At 30.6% G+C, this 17564-nt stretch carries 15 protein-coding genes; 4 read left to right on the forward strand and 11 right to left on the reverse strand.

The window, feature by feature from the left end:
* Window positions 1-42 precede the first annotated feature (42 nt).
* The 5 genes from FVE77_RS07315 to asnS form a co-directional block, all read right to left on the reverse strand.
* Window positions 43-531, reverse strand: a complete 489-nt coding sequence (locus FVE77_RS07315; RefSeq protein WP_026746137.1) for a hypothetical protein — start codon at window positions 529-531, stop codon at window positions 43-45.
* A 47-nt stretch (window positions 532-578) separates the two neighbouring features.
* On the reverse strand, window positions 579-2918 hold the full coding sequence (gene topA, locus FVE77_RS07320; RefSeq protein ID WP_036087905.1) for a type I DNA topoisomerase: 2340 nt from the start codon (window positions 2916-2918) through the stop codon (window positions 579-581).
* A 177-nt stretch (window positions 2919-3095) separates the two neighbouring features.
* Complete coding sequence (dprA, locus tag FVE77_RS07325) at window positions 3096-4187, reverse strand: DNA-processing protein DprA (RefSeq protein ID WP_026746136.1); 1092 nt, start codon at window positions 4185-4187, stop codon at window positions 3096-3098.
* 18 nt (window positions 4188-4205) lie between these two features.
* The gene (locus FVE77_RS07330) at window positions 4206-4898 is read right to left on the reverse strand and encodes a tetratricopeptide repeat protein (protein ID WP_026746135.1); all 693 of its coding nucleotides are present in this window, start codon (window positions 4896-4898) and stop codon (window positions 4206-4208) included.
* A gap of 200 nt (window positions 4899-5098) precedes the next feature.
* A complete protein-coding gene (gene asnS / locus FVE77_RS07335; protein ID WP_026746134.1) occupies window positions 5099-6487 on the reverse strand; it encodes an asparagine--tRNA ligase in 1389 nt (462 codons plus the stop codon).
* Window positions 6488-6850: 363 nt separating this feature from the next.
* Here asnS and metH point away from each other — a divergent pair, with 363 nt between their 5' ends.
* The 3 genes from metH (at window position 6851) to FVE77_RS07350 (ending at window position 11341) form a co-directional block, all read left to right on the forward strand.
* Window positions 6851-10360, forward strand: coding sequence for a methionine synthase (metH, locus tag FVE77_RS07340; protein ID WP_051254488.1), 3510 nt, complete (start codon window positions 6851-6853; stop codon window positions 10358-10360).
* A gap of 76 nt (window positions 10361-10436) precedes the next feature.
* Window positions 10437-10976: a hypothetical protein gene (locus tag FVE77_RS07345; RefSeq protein ID WP_026746132.1), complete on the forward strand. Its 540-nt coding sequence runs from the start codon at window positions 10437-10439 to the stop codon at window positions 10974-10976.
* Window positions 10964-11341, forward strand: coding sequence for a hypothetical protein (locus FVE77_RS07350; protein WP_026746131.1), 378 nt, complete (start codon window positions 10964-10966; stop codon window positions 11339-11341). Before FVE77_RS07345 ends, FVE77_RS07350 begins: the two co-directional genes overlap by 13 nt.
* 174 nt (window positions 11342-11515) lie before the next feature.
* Here the strand turns inward: FVE77_RS07350 and FVE77_RS12665 are convergent, their stop codons facing one another.
* From FVE77_RS12665 to FVE77_RS07375, 6 genes are all read right to left on the reverse strand, one after another.
* On the reverse strand, window positions 11516-11680 hold the full coding sequence (locus FVE77_RS12665) for a hypothetical protein (protein ID WP_026746130.1): 165 nt from the start codon (window positions 11678-11680) through the stop codon (window positions 11516-11518).
* A gap of 19 nt (window positions 11681-11699) precedes the next feature.
* Window positions 11700-11981 carry a type II toxin-antitoxin system HicB family antitoxin gene (locus FVE77_RS07355; protein ID WP_036087903.1) on the reverse strand — a complete coding sequence of 94 codons (282 nt, stop codon included), beginning with the start codon at window positions 11979-11981 and terminating at the stop codon, window positions 11700-11702.
* A 43-nt stretch (window positions 11982-12024) separates the two neighbouring features.
* The gene (locus FVE77_RS07360; protein WP_021743830.1) at window positions 12025-12207 is read right to left on the reverse strand and encodes a type II toxin-antitoxin system HicA family toxin; all 183 of its coding nucleotides are present in this window, start codon (window positions 12205-12207) and stop codon (window positions 12025-12027) included.
* A gap of 78 nt (window positions 12208-12285) precedes the next feature.
* On the reverse strand, window positions 12286-13179 hold the full coding sequence (gene thrB / locus FVE77_RS07365) for a homoserine kinase (RefSeq protein ID WP_026746129.1): 894 nt from the start codon (window positions 13177-13179) through the stop codon (window positions 12286-12288).
* Between the two features lie 130 nt (window positions 13180-13309).
* Window positions 13310-14902 (reverse strand): phosphoglycerate dehydrogenase, encoded by a 1593-nt coding sequence (gene serA / locus FVE77_RS07370; RefSeq protein WP_026746128.1) that lies wholly within the window; start codon window positions 14900-14902, stop codon window positions 13310-13312.
* A gap of 770 nt (window positions 14903-15672) precedes the next feature.
* Complete coding sequence (locus FVE77_RS07375) at window positions 15673-16257, reverse strand: hypothetical protein (RefSeq protein WP_026746127.1); 585 nt, start codon at window positions 16255-16257, stop codon at window positions 15673-15675.
* A gap of 687 nt (window positions 16258-16944) precedes the next feature.
* On the opposite strand from FVE77_RS07375, the gene FVE77_RS07380 reads away from it, so the two are divergent.
* Window positions 16945-17475 (forward strand): C40 family peptidase, encoded by a 531-nt coding sequence (locus tag FVE77_RS07380; protein WP_232052896.1) that lies wholly within the window; start codon window positions 16945-16947, stop codon window positions 17473-17475.
* Window positions 17476-17564: the final 89 nt, after the last annotated feature.

Raw genomic sequence — 17564 nt, forward strand, 5'->3', positions numbered from 1 at the left:
AACCTAAAAAAAATTATAAAATTTATTTTTTATAAATTTAATTTATTCTTCTAAAAAAACTACATTAAAAGTATAGCATTGAAGATTATCATAATAAAATGATTCCTTATATTCTTTTAAAAGAAATTTTTCCATAACCTTCCATTGTATTCCGACTTTATTAAATATTTCAACTACTTCAGGAATTAGTACTTCTCTAAAAAATTCTAATGTTTCAAATTTTTTCAACTGTTTCTTAGCTTCTTCATAATTTTCACATTCATCGCCAGCCGCTGAATAAATTCCAATCCAATTATCTCTATCAGCCTCATAAAACAAACTCAATCCAATTTCATCTTCACAATAACTTAAATCAATCTGTAAATTTTTATACATCGGAAATAATGTCAGACATAATTTTGAATTAATATAATCTGATTTTAATTCAAATACGCTTCCATTATGATTTTTATCTATAAATTCCAATTTTTTACTTTTATTCAATAACTTAACATATTTTTCATATAATTCATCTCTTTTTTCTTTTTCCATTATGTATTATTCCTCAATTTTTAAATTTCTAAGTAATTACAATTTTTTTATTTGGTTTTATTTTTCTTTTTGGTCGTCGCAGATTTTGCTTTAGTCGCTTTTTTTGTAGTTTTCTTGGCTTTTTCCGATTTTTCAGTCACTCTTGTAACTTTCCCAGTTTTTATATTTTTTATAGTCTTACATTCTGGGTAGCCTGTACAAGCCAAAAATTTTCCAAATCTTCCAGTTTTTATTTCATACGGTTTTCCGCAAAATTCACATGTTCCTGCTTCTTCTATTATTTTTCTGTCAATTTCCTGCAACCGTTTCATTTCCTCGCTTATTTGCAATACTCCATCCAGCTCTATTACAGCTCCTTTTTTATATTTTTGCTTCAATTCAGCTGGCAACGACATTCTTTTTTCATCTTTTTCATAATTTTCACTTTCAAGATATTCCCCAAATCGTCCAACTTTAAGCACATATCTGTTTCCAGCTTCATCAAAATAATCGGTCAAAATTCCTTTTTTATTGTTTTGAAGTTTCTCTACTTCCTCTTTTACAAAGATTTCTCCCTTTTTAAGAACTTCTGGCGATATTGCAATTCCTTTTAACGAAATTTTTTCCTTCTCGTTTGTTTCGCTGATTAAATATTTCCCATAAAGCCCTGTTTTTAAAACCATCGGATTACCCTCTGAATCCAGCACATCCGACACAATTCTGCGATTCTTTATTTTATCAATTTCCTTCTCAAACTTATCAATATCCTTTTCAAGCGAATCATAAAAAGTTCTCAAAAGCTGTACCCATTCAACTGTCCCTTCTTCAACCTTATCCAGTTCCTTTTCCATATTCGCCGTAAATTTTACATTCATAATGTCCTTAAAGTTCTTAACAAGTTCATCCTTTACCTCGTATCCCAAATATGTTGGATAAAAACGCTTTTCAATAAGTTCAACATATTCCCTAGATTTAAGCGTTTCAACAATTGAAGCATAAGTCGATGGACGGCCAATTCCCTCTGATTCCAGTTTTTTTACAAGCGTCGCTTCAGAAAATCTTGTTGGAGGCTTTGTTATTCCTTCTTCCACATTCAATTTGTCTATTGGATGAACATTGCCTTCCTTTAATTCTGGAAAATCACCAGTCTTAATTTCATCCTCGTCTTTAAAAATCTTGTAATATCCATCAAAAATTACTTTATTAATAGTCCCACGAAAATTGTAATCCCCATTTACAGCGTTAATTTGCATCTGCTCGTACTGCATAGCTGCAAACTGTGAAACTAGAAATCTATCCCAAATCAATTTATACAATCTGTACTGATCATTATTCAAATAAGCTTTTATATTGTCTGGAACTAAGTTAATATCAGATGGACGGATTCCTTCGTGGGCATCCTGAACATTTGATTTTGAATTTTTTACAATATATTTTCCAACGTATTTTTCACCATAATTTTTTGTAATATAATCTTTTGCCATATTTAGGGCATCAACAGAAATTCTTGTGGAATCTGTTCTCATATATGTTATTAGTCCTTTATTTTCCCCATTAATTGCAAGTCCTTCATAAAGCTGCTGTGCAATATTCATTGTTTTGCTTGCACCGTAACCAAGATATGATGAAGCAAGCTGCTGCAGTGTACTTGTCTTAAATACAAGTGGTGGTCTTTGCGATTTTTTCTTAACTTCTATTTTTTCAAGCGTCAATGCTTCATTTTTCAGATCTTTTTTCAATTTTTTTATAACTTTTTCATCAAAGATTTTATCCACTTTTTCATCTGCAATTTTTACTAAATTAAGATTAATATCTTTTTCAATTAATGCACTTACTTCCCAATATTTTTGGGGTACAAACGCATTTATCTCATCTTCCAGGTCACAAATCAGCTTTAATGCAACTGACTGTACACGACCAGCACTGGCGTTACGATTAATTATTTTCCATAAAAGCGGACTTATCTTATATCCCACAATTCTATCCAATAGTCTTCTTGCCTGCTGTGCATTTACAAGGTTATCATTAATATCTCTTGGGTTTTTAATCGCATTATTTACAGCCGTCTTTGTTATCTCGTTAAATTCTATCCTTTTTACCTTGTCAGGCTGCTTAATATAATTAGAAATGTGCCAAGCAATCGCTTCCCCTTCCCTATCCTGATCTGATGCCAGGTAAACAGCGTTTGCACTTTTCGCTTTTTCCTTTAATTTCTTTAAAACCTCACCTTTTCCTTTTATAACCTTATATTGAGGCTCAAAATTATTTTCCACATCTATCCCAAACTTTGTTTTAGGTAAATCAATCACATGTCCGTAAGATGCAACAACTTCGTAGTTTCTACCAAGTATTTTTTCAATAGTTTTTGCCTTCGACGGTGACTCAACAATAACTAACTTTCTAGCCAACTCTATTTTCTCCTTATTTCTTTATCTACTTATCTATGTTTATTTTTAAATTATTTTGATTAATAATTACTTTTCTTACTTTATTCATATTATTTTTTTAATATCCATTGTATTACTAAATAAAAAATACTTAGACAATCGCGGAATGCAAGGTATAGTACTAATTCCTTACTTTAATTATACTATCCTTATATACTTCGCCCCATTTGTTTCTGTAATTAATCCTCTGATTTTTAGACTCATAATTATTGAAAACAATTTATTTTTTTCGATTTTTTCTTTTACATTTTGCAGAATTTGCTCAAAACTTACTTCTTCCATTATTGTTTCAAATACAATTTGCTCTTCTGATGTAAGTTTTTGTAATTTACTTTTTTCTTTTTTTATATCCCACAAAAATTCTTCAGCAATGTCATTCCCACAAGTTACTAATTTTGCTTTGTTGTTTTTTATTAAATCATTACAGCCTTCAAAAGATGGATAATTTATGAATCCAGGTACAGCAAAAACTTCACGGTTCATGCTAAAAGCCAGTTCTGCTGTAATTAATGCACCACCTTTTTTAAAACTTTCGGCTACCAGAACTCCATCTGACATTCCTGCTATAATTCGATTTCTTCTAGGAAAAGTCCATCTTGTGGGTTGTGTCCCAAGCGGATATTCGCTTATAAGAGTTCCAGTTTCTCCTATTCTTTCCCATAAATCCCAATTTTCGTATGGATAAACTACATCCAGCCCTGTTCCAACTACTGACACAACTTCTATTTCCTTATCCAGTGCTGTTTTTAATGCAATTGTATCTATTCCATCAGCAAGTCCACTAATTATAGTTACATTATAGTTCACAAGTTCATTTACAATTTTTTCACAGGCTGTTTTTCCAAATTTAGTAGCTCTTCTTGTACCCACTACACCAATATTTCGCTTACTATCTACTGAAATTTTGTCTTTATCCATTTTTATTTTATCGTAATCTTTTAATTTTTTTCCCTTTAAATATAAAAAAACTGGAAAATCTTTTATTTCCTTTAGTTTTTTTGGATATTCCTTATCATTTGCACTTATTATTCTTACTCTGTTTCGTTCGTAGAGTTCCAGCCTTGCCTTCAAATCAATTTTCATTGCTTCTTCCAATTGATTTTTCAGTTCATCGTTAAACAATTTAAAATTTTCTTCATAAAATAACTCTTCAAAATCTTGAAAAATTAACATAAGTTTTTTTATATGAGCATTTTTCATCCCATATTCCTTTAATCTAAGCCATTCCACAATAATCCCCCCTAATTTTTATCTTGAACCGGCTAATATTTCATTTAATACTGCGATTTCTTTTTTTACTTCATCATCAGAATGTTTTGAATTATAGTCTTTCAAATATCCTAACGCTTTTGAAAAATCCCCTTTTGATTTATAGGCAATGCCTATTCCTAATTTTGCTTCCGCCTGATTTTCATCCTGCGATAATATTCTAGTATAGTAATCAATTGACTTGTCATTATCTCCCATTAATCGCGAACCAATCGCAATTACATACATTACAGGAATATCAGGTGCTTCATCCTTTAATGCCAAATTTACTGCTTTTTCGTAAAGTCCGTCACGAAAGTAAAGCTGTGCCATTCTGAATGTAGCTGATGAACTTTTTTTAGCAAGTGTAGCATTTTCATAATTTGCATAGGAATTGTATTTTGCCTCAGTTGATATGTCTTCAGTCTGTGTTGCTGGCATAGTTCCTGTGTCAACTGTCTTTTTTTCCTCTTTGGGCTTGCTTTTTTCAGTTCCTTGCTCAAGCGCCTTTTTTGTATTGTCATCAGCTTCAGTTGTCGGCGGCACTACTGCCGGCGTTCTTTCTTCTTCAACAGTTGTCGCATCGCCTCCACTATTAGTGACTGTGTTTTCTGCAATATAATAGTTTGCTTTTACTACAGTTGTGAAGAAAAGCAGCAGCATTCCCATTGTTATTCGTCTTAATTTCTCCATTTTTCCCTCCTGACTGTATAATTTTAATATTATATAACATCTAAAATCAAATAAATTTATTTATTCAAAAATTTTAATTTCAGAATTTCAAAGTATTTTCACTTAAATTATACACAAAAGACATACCTCTTATATTTGGCTTTTCTTTGAATATAATTTTAATATTTTGTCAAGCTGAATTTGAGGAATCGAAGATTAAATTAGAATTCCAAATTTTTAGTTGTTCTTGGAAATGGAATTACATCTCTTATATTTGTCATTCCAGTAATGTACATAAGCATTCTGTCAAACCCAAGCCCAAATCCTGAATGTGGCACACTTCCATATTTTCTAAGGTCTAAGTACCACCAGTAATCTTCCTCTTTTAATCCCATTTCCTTAATTTTCCCTAGCAGAGTTTCATAATCATCTTCCCTTTGGCTTCCACCTACGATTTCTCCAATTCCTGGTGCCAATAAATCAACTGCTCTTACAGTTTTTCCATCTTCATTTAACTTCATATAAAATGCTTTTATATCTTTTGGATAATCAGTTACAAATACAGGTTTTTTAAAGTGTTTCTCTGCCAAGTATCTTTCATGCTCAGTTTGCAGGTCAATTCCCCATTCTACTTCATACTCAAATTTCTGTTTTGAATTTTTCAAAATTTCGATTGCTTCTGTATAAGTAATTCTCCCAAATTCATTGTTTACTAAAGTATCAAGCCTATTAAATAAGTCCTTGTCTACAAATTGGTTGAAGAATTCCATTTCTTCCTTAGCGTTTTCCCTTACATAATTTACAATATATTTTATCATTTCCTCAATAACATCCATATTTACATCCAAATCTGCAAATGCAATTTCAGGCTCCATCATCCAAAATTCTGCAGCATGTTTTGGAGTATTAGATTTCTCAGCTCTAAATGTAGGTCCAAAAGTGTATGTATTTTTAAACGCTGTTGCAAATGTTTCAACATTTAGCTGCCCACTTACTGTAAGATTTGCTTCTTTTCCAAAGAAATCCTGCTTAAAGTCAATACTTCCATTTTCAGTTTTTGGAACATTATTTATATCAAGTGTCGTAAGTCTAAACATTTCTCCAGCACCTTCAGCATCACTTCCAGTAATTATAGGTGTTTGAACATATACAAAGTTTTTTTCCTGAAAAAATTTATGAATTGCATAAGATAAAATTGAACGCACTCTGAATGTTGCAAAAAAAGCATTAGTTCTAGGACGTAAATGTGCAATTGTTCTCAAAAATTCAAAACTATGTCTTTTGTTTTGCAATGGATAATTTGAATCAGCTTTTTGATAAACAGAAATTTTTGTTGCTTTAATTTCGTAAGCTTGTCCCTTTCCTAATGATTCAACTACAATTCCTGTAACTTTAACAGAAGTAGAAATTGTAAGTTTAGAAATTTCCTCAAAATTTTCCAATTCTTCATCAAATACGACTTGTATTCCAGTAAAGAAAGTTCCATCATTCAGTTCGATAAATCCAAAGTTCTTTTGGCTTCTAATTTTTTTTACCCATCCATTAATTTCAATTTCTTTTCCCAAATACTCTTTTGTATTCTTCTGAAGTTCTCTTAATTCTAATAACATATATTATTATTCTCCTTTTCCTAAAAATTATTTAAATATTTTTATTTATTCCTTTACATTTTCACATTATAACACACTTTTACGTATATTTTAATAACAAATTTGAAATATCTTTCTATTTTTAATATATTTTTGTGTAAACTTTAGATTTATACTCCAACTTCTTCAAATTCAAAATAATAAAACTAAACAAATTTACTATTTAAACAAATATATTCTTTAAACTGTCTTTTAAAACAATATCACTCTACAAAATTAAAATATGTTTTGATATTGAAAATAAAATTTATATTTCTATATACACATAAAGTTTTTTATGATAAAATAGTAGGATAAAATTTACTAAAAACAGGAGTTGAATAAATGACAAAAAATAAATACAAAAATTCTTACAATTTATTGCAAAATGATTTGAAAAATAAAATATTACTGCTGGATGGAGCGATGGGGACTATGATTCAGCAGGAAAAACTGACTGCAAGTGATTTTGGCGGAGAAAAATATGAAGGGTGCAATGATTATCTTGTATTGCAAAGACCTGACGTTATTAAAAATATCCATAAAAGATATTTAGAAGCTGGGAGTGATATTATTGAAACTAACAGTTTTGGAGCTTTGGATATTGTATTAAAGGATTACGATTTGGAAGATAAAGTTTTTGAGATGAATAAAGCTGCGGCAAAGCTTGTAAATGAAGCTATTGCTGAATATAGAAGCGAGCATCCTGAAGTTACGAGAAATCTTTATGTTGCAGGAGCATTAGGACCTTCCAATAAGTCTATCAGCGTTACTGGGGGAGTAACTTTTGAAGAGCTTATCCATAGCTATTATACAGCTGTTTCTGGGCTTATGGCTGGTGGAGTTGACTTAATTCTGTTTGAAACTATTCAAGATACAAGAAATTTGAAAGCGGCTTATTTGGGGCTTAAAAAGGCTATGGAAGAAAATTATACTGTTCCGTTAATGCTCTCGTTTACAATTGAAAGTACAGGAACTACACTTGCAGGACAAACTGCAGATGCTTTTTACTACGCTGTAAACCACATGAATCCATTTTCTGTGGGACTGAACTGTGCAACGGGGCCTGAATTTATGACACAATTTTTAAAGACACTAAATAATATTTCAAATACATATATTTCAGTTTATCCAAATGCTGGACTTCCTAACGAAGATGGCGAATACGAAGAAACTCCAGACACATTGTCGGCAAAAATTGAGCCGTTTTTTCAAAATAATTATCTAAATATTGTTGGAGGGTGCTGTGGAACTACGCCTGAACATATTCAGAAAATTAAGGAAAAAAGTGTAAACTATTCTCCAAGAGTTATTGACGAAAACAAAGATTTTAACGATGTATCAGGACTAATTGCTTTAGAAACTCCAAAAAACCGTCCGATTTACGTGGGAGAACGTACAAATGTAATTGGTTCACGTATTTTTAAAAACTTAATTGCAAGCGAGAAATTTGATGAGGCGACAGAAGTTGCCAGACTTCAGATTAAAGGGCGTGCGGATGTAATTGATATTTGTCTTGCGAATCCTGATAGAGATGAAATCGCCGACATGAAGGCATTTTTAGATAAAGTGGCAAAATTTGCAAAAGTTCCTCTTATGATTGACTCAACTGATATAAATGTTGTTAAAGAAGGGCTTACTTACTTGCAAGGGAAAGGAATTATAAATTCGATTAACCTTGAAGATGGAGAAAAGAAATTTGCTGACATGGCAAAGGTTATTAAGGATTTTGGGGCTTCTGTCGTTGTAGGACTGATTGATGAGGAAGGAATGGCTGTTTCAGTTGAGAAAAAATTGAAAGTTGCTAGAAGAAGTTACGAACTTCTTACGAAAAAATACGGAATTGATGAAAGAGATATAATTTTTGACACATTAGTTTTCCCAGTTGCTACAGGAGATCAGAAGTATATCGGCTCTGCCACAGCAACAATTGAGGCAATTAGGCAAATTAAAGCTGAAATGCCGAATGTAAAAACAATTTTAGGGGTAAGTAATGTTTCATTTGGACTGCCTGTCGCAGGAAGAGAAGTTTTGAATACCTACTATATGCAAAAAGCCTACGAAGCTGGACTTGACTATGCGATAGTGAATACTGAAAAAGTTATGCCAATGGACGAAATTTCAGATGAAGAAAAGGAATTGGCAGAAAATCTATTATTCCATACAAACGATGAAAATGTATCAAAATTTGCAAACTTCTACCGTGAAAAAAAAGCCATCCAAAAAGTGGTCGATACAAGCAACTTAACTACTGAAGAAAAAGTCTCAAATTTAGTTGTTGAAGGAAGTAAAAAAGATTTGATTGTCTATCTTGATGAATTACTTCAGAAATATTCTCCAATTGACATAATAAACGGTCCTCTGATGACTGGAATGGATGAAGTTGGAAGATTGTTTAACAACAATGACTTAATTGTTGCCGAAGTTTTGCAAAGTGCAGAAGTTATGAAAGCCTCAGTTTCTCATCTAGAACAGTTTATGGAAAAAGATGAATCATCTGTAAAAGGAAAAGTAATTATGGCAACAGTAAAAGGGGATGTTCACGACATTGGAAAAAATCTGGTTGGGATAATCATTGGAAATAATGGTTACGAAGTAATTGACTTAGGAATAAATACACCTGCTGAAAAAATCCGTGAAGCAATTATTGAACATAAAGCAGATTTCTTGGGCCTTTCCGGACTTCTTGTAAAATCTGCCACAGAAATGGTGAATACTATGGGCGTTCTGCATGAAGCTGGTATTGATATTCCAATATTTGTAGGAGGTGCTGCACTTACGGAAAAATTCACTGTAAATAAAATTGAGCCTGCCTACAAAAATAACATTGTAATTTACTCAAGAGATGCAATGACAGCTCTTGCTGACTTAAACAAAATGATTGATGAGAAAAAATTTGAAGAATTTAAGGAATATTTACAAAAGCGTAGAGAGCTTGTAACAATTAAGGATGCAAAAAAACTTGAACAGCTAAAAGTTAAACCAACGGTAAGTGATATTAAGGATGCTGATGGAACATTTGATTTTTCAAAAGTTGAACTTCCAAAATATGACTTTGAAAAAATTTATAAGCCACAAACATTAAATAAACAAATTATAACAAATATAAAAGCAAAAGATGTATTCCCATTCATAAATTTACAAATGTTAATTGGAAAACATCTTGGAATGAAATGGATTGTAAATAATCTAATTGAAAAGCAAGACCCTAGAACAATAAAATTATACAATGAAATTTTGGATATTATCGAAAATGGCGATGAATACTTTGATATAAAAGCCATTTACAAGTTTTTCCCTGTACGTCGAAAAGCTGGAGAAAGAAAGGAAGATTTCAAAATCGAAGTTTTATCCGATGACTTGTCAACTGTTTTAGAAACATTTGATTTCCCAAGACAAAAATATGGACAGTATTTATCATTAAATGACTATGTAAGCCCAGATGGAATTGACTACATTGGATTCTTCGTTGCAACTGCAGGAGAAAAATCAAGACTTGTTTCAAATGAACTTAAAGAAAAAGGTGAATTTTACAGAGGGCATATTGTAAATTCTGTAGGACTTGAACTTGCTGAAGCAACATCAGAATACATTCACAAGATGATGCGTCAGGATGTAGGAATTATCGACAAGGACATCTCCTTAAACGAAATTTTAAACGCTCAGTATCAAGGAAACCGTTACTCTTTCGGCTACCCAGCCTGCCCAGATTTAAGTGACCAGAGAAAATTATTTAATCTTTTAAAACCAGAAAGATACGGAATCTCTCTAACAGAAGAATTTATGATGTATCCAGAAGCTACGGTAAGTGCAATTGTATTCTCACAGCCATTCTGTAAATATTTTAATATGTAATTTTTTGAATTTTTTATAAGTGAAGTGTGTTATTTTAACTTATATAATGCACTTTTCTTATGAAAGGAGAAACAAAATGTATCAAATAATAAAAATGATTTTATTAAGTTCAATTTTTATGGATTATATTGATATTCAAAAATTGGATAAAAACGGATTTACAATACATATTATTGAAATAATGCTTGTTTTGTCACTAATTAACGGAATTATAAATTTATATGACGAGAAAAAATTTTTTATAATTGAATTTCTTATGATTATTTTATTTCATCTAACGGGAAACAAGATTATTCTAGAAAATTTTTCATTTTTTTGGCAATCAATAAAATTAATCGGCGTTTATATCCTTCATCTTCTTATTACAACTGATGTTGGAATGGATGACAATAATATCAATCCTTTTTCTAAAATTGAATGGACAATAGTTTCAATTACTGTTTTAATATTTTTACTGCTAATGTTAATTTTTAATATTGAAATTAACAGTTTAAACATTTTATCACTTTATTGCATTACATTATTTGAATTAAAAGGAATTTTTATAAACATTACAGAATATATAGAAAATCAAAAGAAAATCGAAAAGGAAAATAGAGATAAATGGCAAAAATAATAATTCGTGATAAATTAAAATTTAGGATATTCCCAAAAATAATATGGATTGATAATGAAAAGATAAAATTAAAAGCAAATTCTGAAACTATTTTTGAAACTGATGAAAAGTATGTAATCCTTTCAGAAAACAAGGCTAAAAACAGGAGATTAGGAATAGATCTTGAAGATAAAAAGGACATTTTAATAGAAATAAAATACGACCTTTTTAGGTTAATAACTATATTTTTAATAATTCCAATATTTGCAGGTATTGTAAAATTATTTTTACTTTCAGATGTCGAAGCCAGTCACTTAGGTACTTTTGCTGGGGTTCTTATTGTTGTTCTGTGGAAAAGAGAAAAATTGGAAGTGGTTGATATTTAAAAGAAAATTGAGAGTAAAATATTGTATTAAATTTTACAGAAATAAATTTCATTTCATTAAATCATCTATTTTATGAGGGTGTATCTGAAAATTGTCAAAATAATAAATTTAGAGTAAGTCTTCTAAATATCAAAAATAATATAAATTCTGAGTTTTCAGACACCCCTAATAATTTTACTTCATAGATGAAAATATTTTATTCAAGGCTTCTTCAGCTTTTTTTGAAAGATTACTTTTTGGAAATTCTTTTACTGTATAAGTACGTCTTTCAGCTAAATTTCTTTTTGCAATCTCTTTATTTATTTTTTCTAACTGTCCTTTTTTTACAATTATAGCCATAATGATTTCTCCATTTTCACTAAATATTTAACTTTTTTATAAAATCTGTATCTGCTGTTATTAATTGTAATATTTCATTTTCTTTTAAATTTTTATCAAGTTCGTAATATGTGCTTGGCTCTCTTATAAATTCGTTATCTTCTTCAGAAATTAATAAATACCCTTCCAAAGCATCTTTTGCCATATATAATGCTTCTTCCATATTATCTCCACATGAAAAACAACCTGGTAAATCAGGATAATAAATGCTGTATTTCCCATCTTTTTCTTTTTCAAAGACTGCATAATAATTATATTTCATAGATTTATCACTCCTTTTAAGCTATTTTAGTGGAACAAACTGGCTATTTCAAGCCAGCCTGTTTCAAGATACTGTTTACTATTCCTGCCGTTAAATCCTTTTTAGGATGAGGAACAGTAACTTTTCCAATTTTGTTAGGATGTTTGAAATGATGATGGCTACCAACTATTTTTCTTAATATCCAGCCATCTTTTTCCAACATTTTAATAATTTCCTTTGAAGACATTTATCCTCCTAACAAAACTATTTTAGCACACATCTTCAAATATGTAAATAAGCTTTGAAAAATTAATTTTTTATAAAATTAATAAACCTCCGCACATTTCAAATTGATTTTCTTCTTTTCGATAGTCCAATTATCTGATAATTCTGCAAGTTCTTTTTTCATATTTTCCAAAAATTCATCATTGTCATAATTCAAGGAAATCAATGTAGGACCTGCACCGCTTATATATTCTCCCAATGCACCGTGTTTTTTAGACGCTTCAAAGATTTTTTCTGAATCGTTTATTAATGCGAATCTGTAAGGCTGGTGAATTTTATCGCCTAAAAGGAAACGTAAATTGTCGTATTTTCCTTTGTTAAAGGCATCTACAAGCAATCCTAACTTTGAAATGTTGTTTATTGCGTCAGAAACTAAGTAGGTTTTGGGCAATACACTTCTTGCTTTTTCTGTCGATAATTTAAAATTTGGGATCATTACGTAGAAACATAAATCATCAGAATTTATCAATGAACTGTAGACAAGGTTTTCCTTATCATGTGCAGTAAGCACCATTCCTCCGAAAATTGCAGGCACTACATTATCAGGATGTCCTTCCATTTCCACAGCCAATTTTGCCACCTCATTAATATCCAGCACATCACCAGCAAATTTATTTGCAATCATAATCCCAGCAACAATAGCAGATGAACTGCTTCCAAGCCCACGTGAAATTGGAATATCATTTTTTACAACATTCACTTTATAACTAGGAATATTTTTTACTAAATGTTTTTCCGTATATTTTATCGCTTCAAAAATCAAATTCTCTTCAATCGGAATCGAAAACGGCTCTCCATTTTCCAAAAATTCTATTTTATCGCTTTCCTCCACTTCCAGTTCCAGAAAGTAATCCAGCGCAACTCCCAGACAATCATATCCCACACCAATATTAGCCGATGTTCCCGGCACTTTTACTCTAAATTTTAAACCCATATCTATTCCTTTCATTTTATCATCATAATTTCTACAAGAAGAACCATGTTGCAAAACTTAATCTAAAAATCCAACAAAATACCAATAAAAAATATACCAATTTATAATCTTTATTTTCTTTCACAAAATACTATATTGTCAAATCCAAGTAATGAGCCCATTTTATCTGACTCAGTCCTCTAAGTTCCTTCAATGATCTTCTTCCAACTTCACTGTCAACTGTAAGCAGCATAATTGCACTGTTTTCACGTCTACCTACGTTCATTGTGGCAATATTTATATTCCCTTTTCCTAAAGTTGCCCCCACAGCTCCGATAACTCCCGGCACATCTTCATTTCCTAAGTAAATCATATTGTCAGAAATTGCCATATCCACATCGTGATTCTTTATGCTGATAATTCTTTCCTCGTTATTCATTCCAATTGTTCCGACAACATATATTTTCTTGCCTTCTTCATTTGTTATTACAAATTCTATTGCTGAAGAATAATTTTTATATTTATGTTCCTTTTTATTTATTGAAATATTAATCCCTCTTTTTTCAGCAAGCGGCTTTGAGTTAATATAATTAACTTCCTCTTTTAAAACTGGCTCCAGAATCCCTTTTATTGCTGTAGAATCCACAAGCGCAGTTTCCTGCTCGGCAATTTCTCCGTAATAGTTAAGCACAACATTTGTAATTGGAGTTTTTTCAATTTGGAAATAAATTTTTCCTAATTTTTCAGCCAGATTTATAAACGGTTTTACAATTAAAAATTCCTCTCTTCCAATTGCAGGCAGATTCACAGCCGTTTCAACTATTTCCCCACGAAGTCCATTTAATACCTGCTTTACAACCTGAGTCCCTACATTTCGCTGCGCTTCATAAGTTGTCGCTCCAATATGTGGCGTTGTAATTGCATTTTCAAATTCATAAAGAATACATTCAGAACGCGGCTCGACCGTATGAACATCGTATCCAAAACTTGCAATTTTCCCGCTTCTTAATCCTTCAGCCACAGCCTCCTCGTTAAATAATCCTCCACGTGCCGCATTTACAAGTCTTACACCATCTTTTAACTTGTGAATATTTTCAGCGTTTATCATATCCACAGTTTCTTTAGTCTTAGGCGTATGAATAGTTATCACATCCGCTTTTTCCAACAGTTCATCCAATGTTTTAGCCTTTTCACAGCCATATCTCTTAAAACGTTCGTCCGAAATATACGGATCATAAGCAACAAGTTTCATTCCAAACGCTTTCATTCTCGTAGCAACCAGTCCACCAATTCTTCCAAGTCCGATAATCCCCAATGTTTTTTCAAACATTTCGCTTCCTACAAATATCTCTCTTTCCCATTTTCCACTTTTTATAAAATTATTTGCCGCAACAATATTTCTCGCAGAGGCAAGCATTAGCCCAATCGCAATTTCACAAGCCGAAACCGTATTGCTGTCAGGAGTATTCGCCACAATTACCCCATGTGCAGTCGCCTCAGGAATATTAATATTATCTGTACCGTTTCCCGCACGTCCGACTATTTTCAGATTTTTTGCCTTATCCAGCAGTTCCTTATCTACTTTTATAACACTTCTCACAATAAGAGCGTCATATTCGCCAATTATATCCAAAATTTCCTCACGTGAAATCCCAACTTTCACATCAACTTTCACATCTCTAGCTTCCTGCAGTCCCGCAATCGCATCATCATCAATATATTCACCAACTAATACTTTATACATTTATTTTTCCTCCTCAAATCTAATCAACACATTTATTTAATTAATATATTACCATAATTTCCAGTACAATTCAACAACATCACTTTTTTACATCAAAATAAATTAATTTTACATTATTCCCCGTTTAAATAGCGAATGTTTAATAAATTTTGAATTACATAATATATTTAGTAAATAATTAAAACTTTTTATCCTTGATATAGTTTCTATTTTATAATGAGATTTAGTATTAGATTATTTTATTTAATATTAGTTTTTACTATTTTTATTAGTTTTTTTCTTTTTTCTTTTCGTAGGATTGCTCATTGCCGCAAATCCTTATCTTGCAATAAAGATTTATCCTAAGAATCAAAATGTATGGCAAGATTGCTGCGCAACACCTATGGCTAAACTACGACTTTTATTTGCCCAACTCCGAAACTCCTCCCTTCAGTCGTCAAACAGTCATAGTTGAACAAATAAAAGCTCCGTCGGTTTATTAAAAAATTACACTTTAATTATTTTGAAATACCAAATTTTTATCCTTTGATTGGAAAAGTTTGTAATAAATCCATTATTTAAATAGGGTTTAGTATTAAAATATTTTTTACACAAATAAAAATAACCGCTGCTTTTCACAACGATTATCTAACACTATTTCCCATTTAAACAGCCAAAATTGGAATTAAAGCAATTTTTTTACAAGATTACGCTACCATGCAGCTTGTCTAACTATTATTCCTATTAATTTTTCAAATTATTTCTCCAAAATTTTGAATACACTCCAATTCTTACATTTTTTCTAATAAATAATCATAAATTTCTTGTATTTCTTTTGAATGTTCATCACTTTCATAAAAACTTGCTAAGGCATAATAATTTTTTGAAAGTTTTTTTAATTTTAAAATTAATCCTTCTTTGTCTTTTAATGTCTGTACACCCTTATTAACATTTATAATTTTATAATCTTTTCTATCAGTTCCATTAAATATTTTTTCTATGTCTCTTTTATCATAACTTTGAGAGGCTCTTAAATCCTCTATTACAAAAAAGCCTATTTTCTTTTCTTCATCATATAGATAATAACCATCTTTTATTTTTTTTAATATAAAGCTTTTAGGAAGATTAACATTAAAAGTTTCATTATTTCCAGCTTTTACCATTACAGTTTCTCTTTTCTTTAATGACTCAAAATAATTTTTAAATTCTATAAAATTTTCTTCTGCAAAGATTTCTACTCCCTCGATTCCATTTTTTTTTGGTGATGGAGTACACCCGTATTGTTCACATATCCCCCAACCTACCATTGTAGTTAAACAAGAATTTAATCCAAATACTAACATTACAAACAATAAAGTATATTTTAATTTCCTCATTCTATTTACCAATCCTTTCTCTCAAATTTTAAAATATTCTAACATATATTAAAAAAAAATACAATAGCTTTGGAATAGATTTATTCTGCTAACTTTGTAAATATTTCTTTTTACTCTTTTAGTTGCCTAGTTGCCGTATTTATCATTCAGATTTTATTACTTCCGATTTTAATTGCTTCTATTTTATACGAAAAATCCAATCAGATTAATGACTGTGATTAGTTTTTCAATATTTTTAGTAAATCTGTAAAATAATATTTTTTATTTATTTTCCTATCATCTGTATAAAAATATCCTCTTTTCAATATTTCTCTCAGACTTCTTTGTTATTAAGCTAAAAAAATGTTTATTCTTTCCATTTTGAATGTTCTTCTATAAGATTGTTTAGTAAAGGCTGTAAGACTGTTCGCTCTTTACCTTTAAAAAAAACTTTCCTTCTTGAAAACAATATTTAATTTCGTTAATATTTTCAAATTTACATGTCTATCGGCTGATTTAATACCGTTTATTTTGTCAGCATTTGATTTTAAAATAAAAATTCAGATCTAAATTATGATTATTTATTAATCCGATTCAATAAATTAATGATATTTTAAGTTTTTTAAAATTGAAATTAAAGTTGTTGCTGGTATAATAATATTACCAAAGTTCAAAGGTAGATTGGAGGTTCTAATGAAGAAAATATTGATGCTAGCTGGAGCTTTAATTATTTCTGCTGTATCTCTTGCAGATTTACAAAGTACAATCAAAAATCATTATAGCAACAAGACTATAGATTTATCAGTTGTATCAAAACCTAAACCAAAAGAGGTGAGTAGTAGTAGTGGAACTTCTTCCACAGCAGTAAGAGATCAGATTATCTCTTTCGCACAAACAAAATTAGGTTCACCGTACGTTTGGGGAGCAACTGGTCCTAACAGTTTTGATTGTTCTGGCTTCGTTGGTTACGTATTCAAAAAAGCTGCTAATGTAAGCTTGCCTAGAGTTTCAAGCTCACAAGCAACATTTAAACCAAGAATTTCATCAATGAATATGACGAAAGGTGATTTGGTATTTTTTGAAACAACTGGAAAAGGTCGTATTTCTCACGTAGGAATCTACATGGGTAATAGACAGTTTATTCACGCTTCTTCTGGAAGTAGAAGAGTAACAGTTTCTAGTTTAGACAGTAATTATTACAACAAGACATTTAGATGGGCAATTAATCCATTTAGTTAATCTAGGAATTAATTTCTTATAAATAAATATATTCTTTACATATAATTCTTGTATGAACAAGAAATAATAAAATCATATAAATGATTTAA

Source organism: Leptotrichia hofstadii (assembly GCF_007990525.1).
In the GTDB taxonomy this organism is placed as follows: domain Bacteria; phylum Fusobacteriota; class Fusobacteriia; order Fusobacteriales; family Leptotrichiaceae; genus Leptotrichia; species Leptotrichia hofstadii.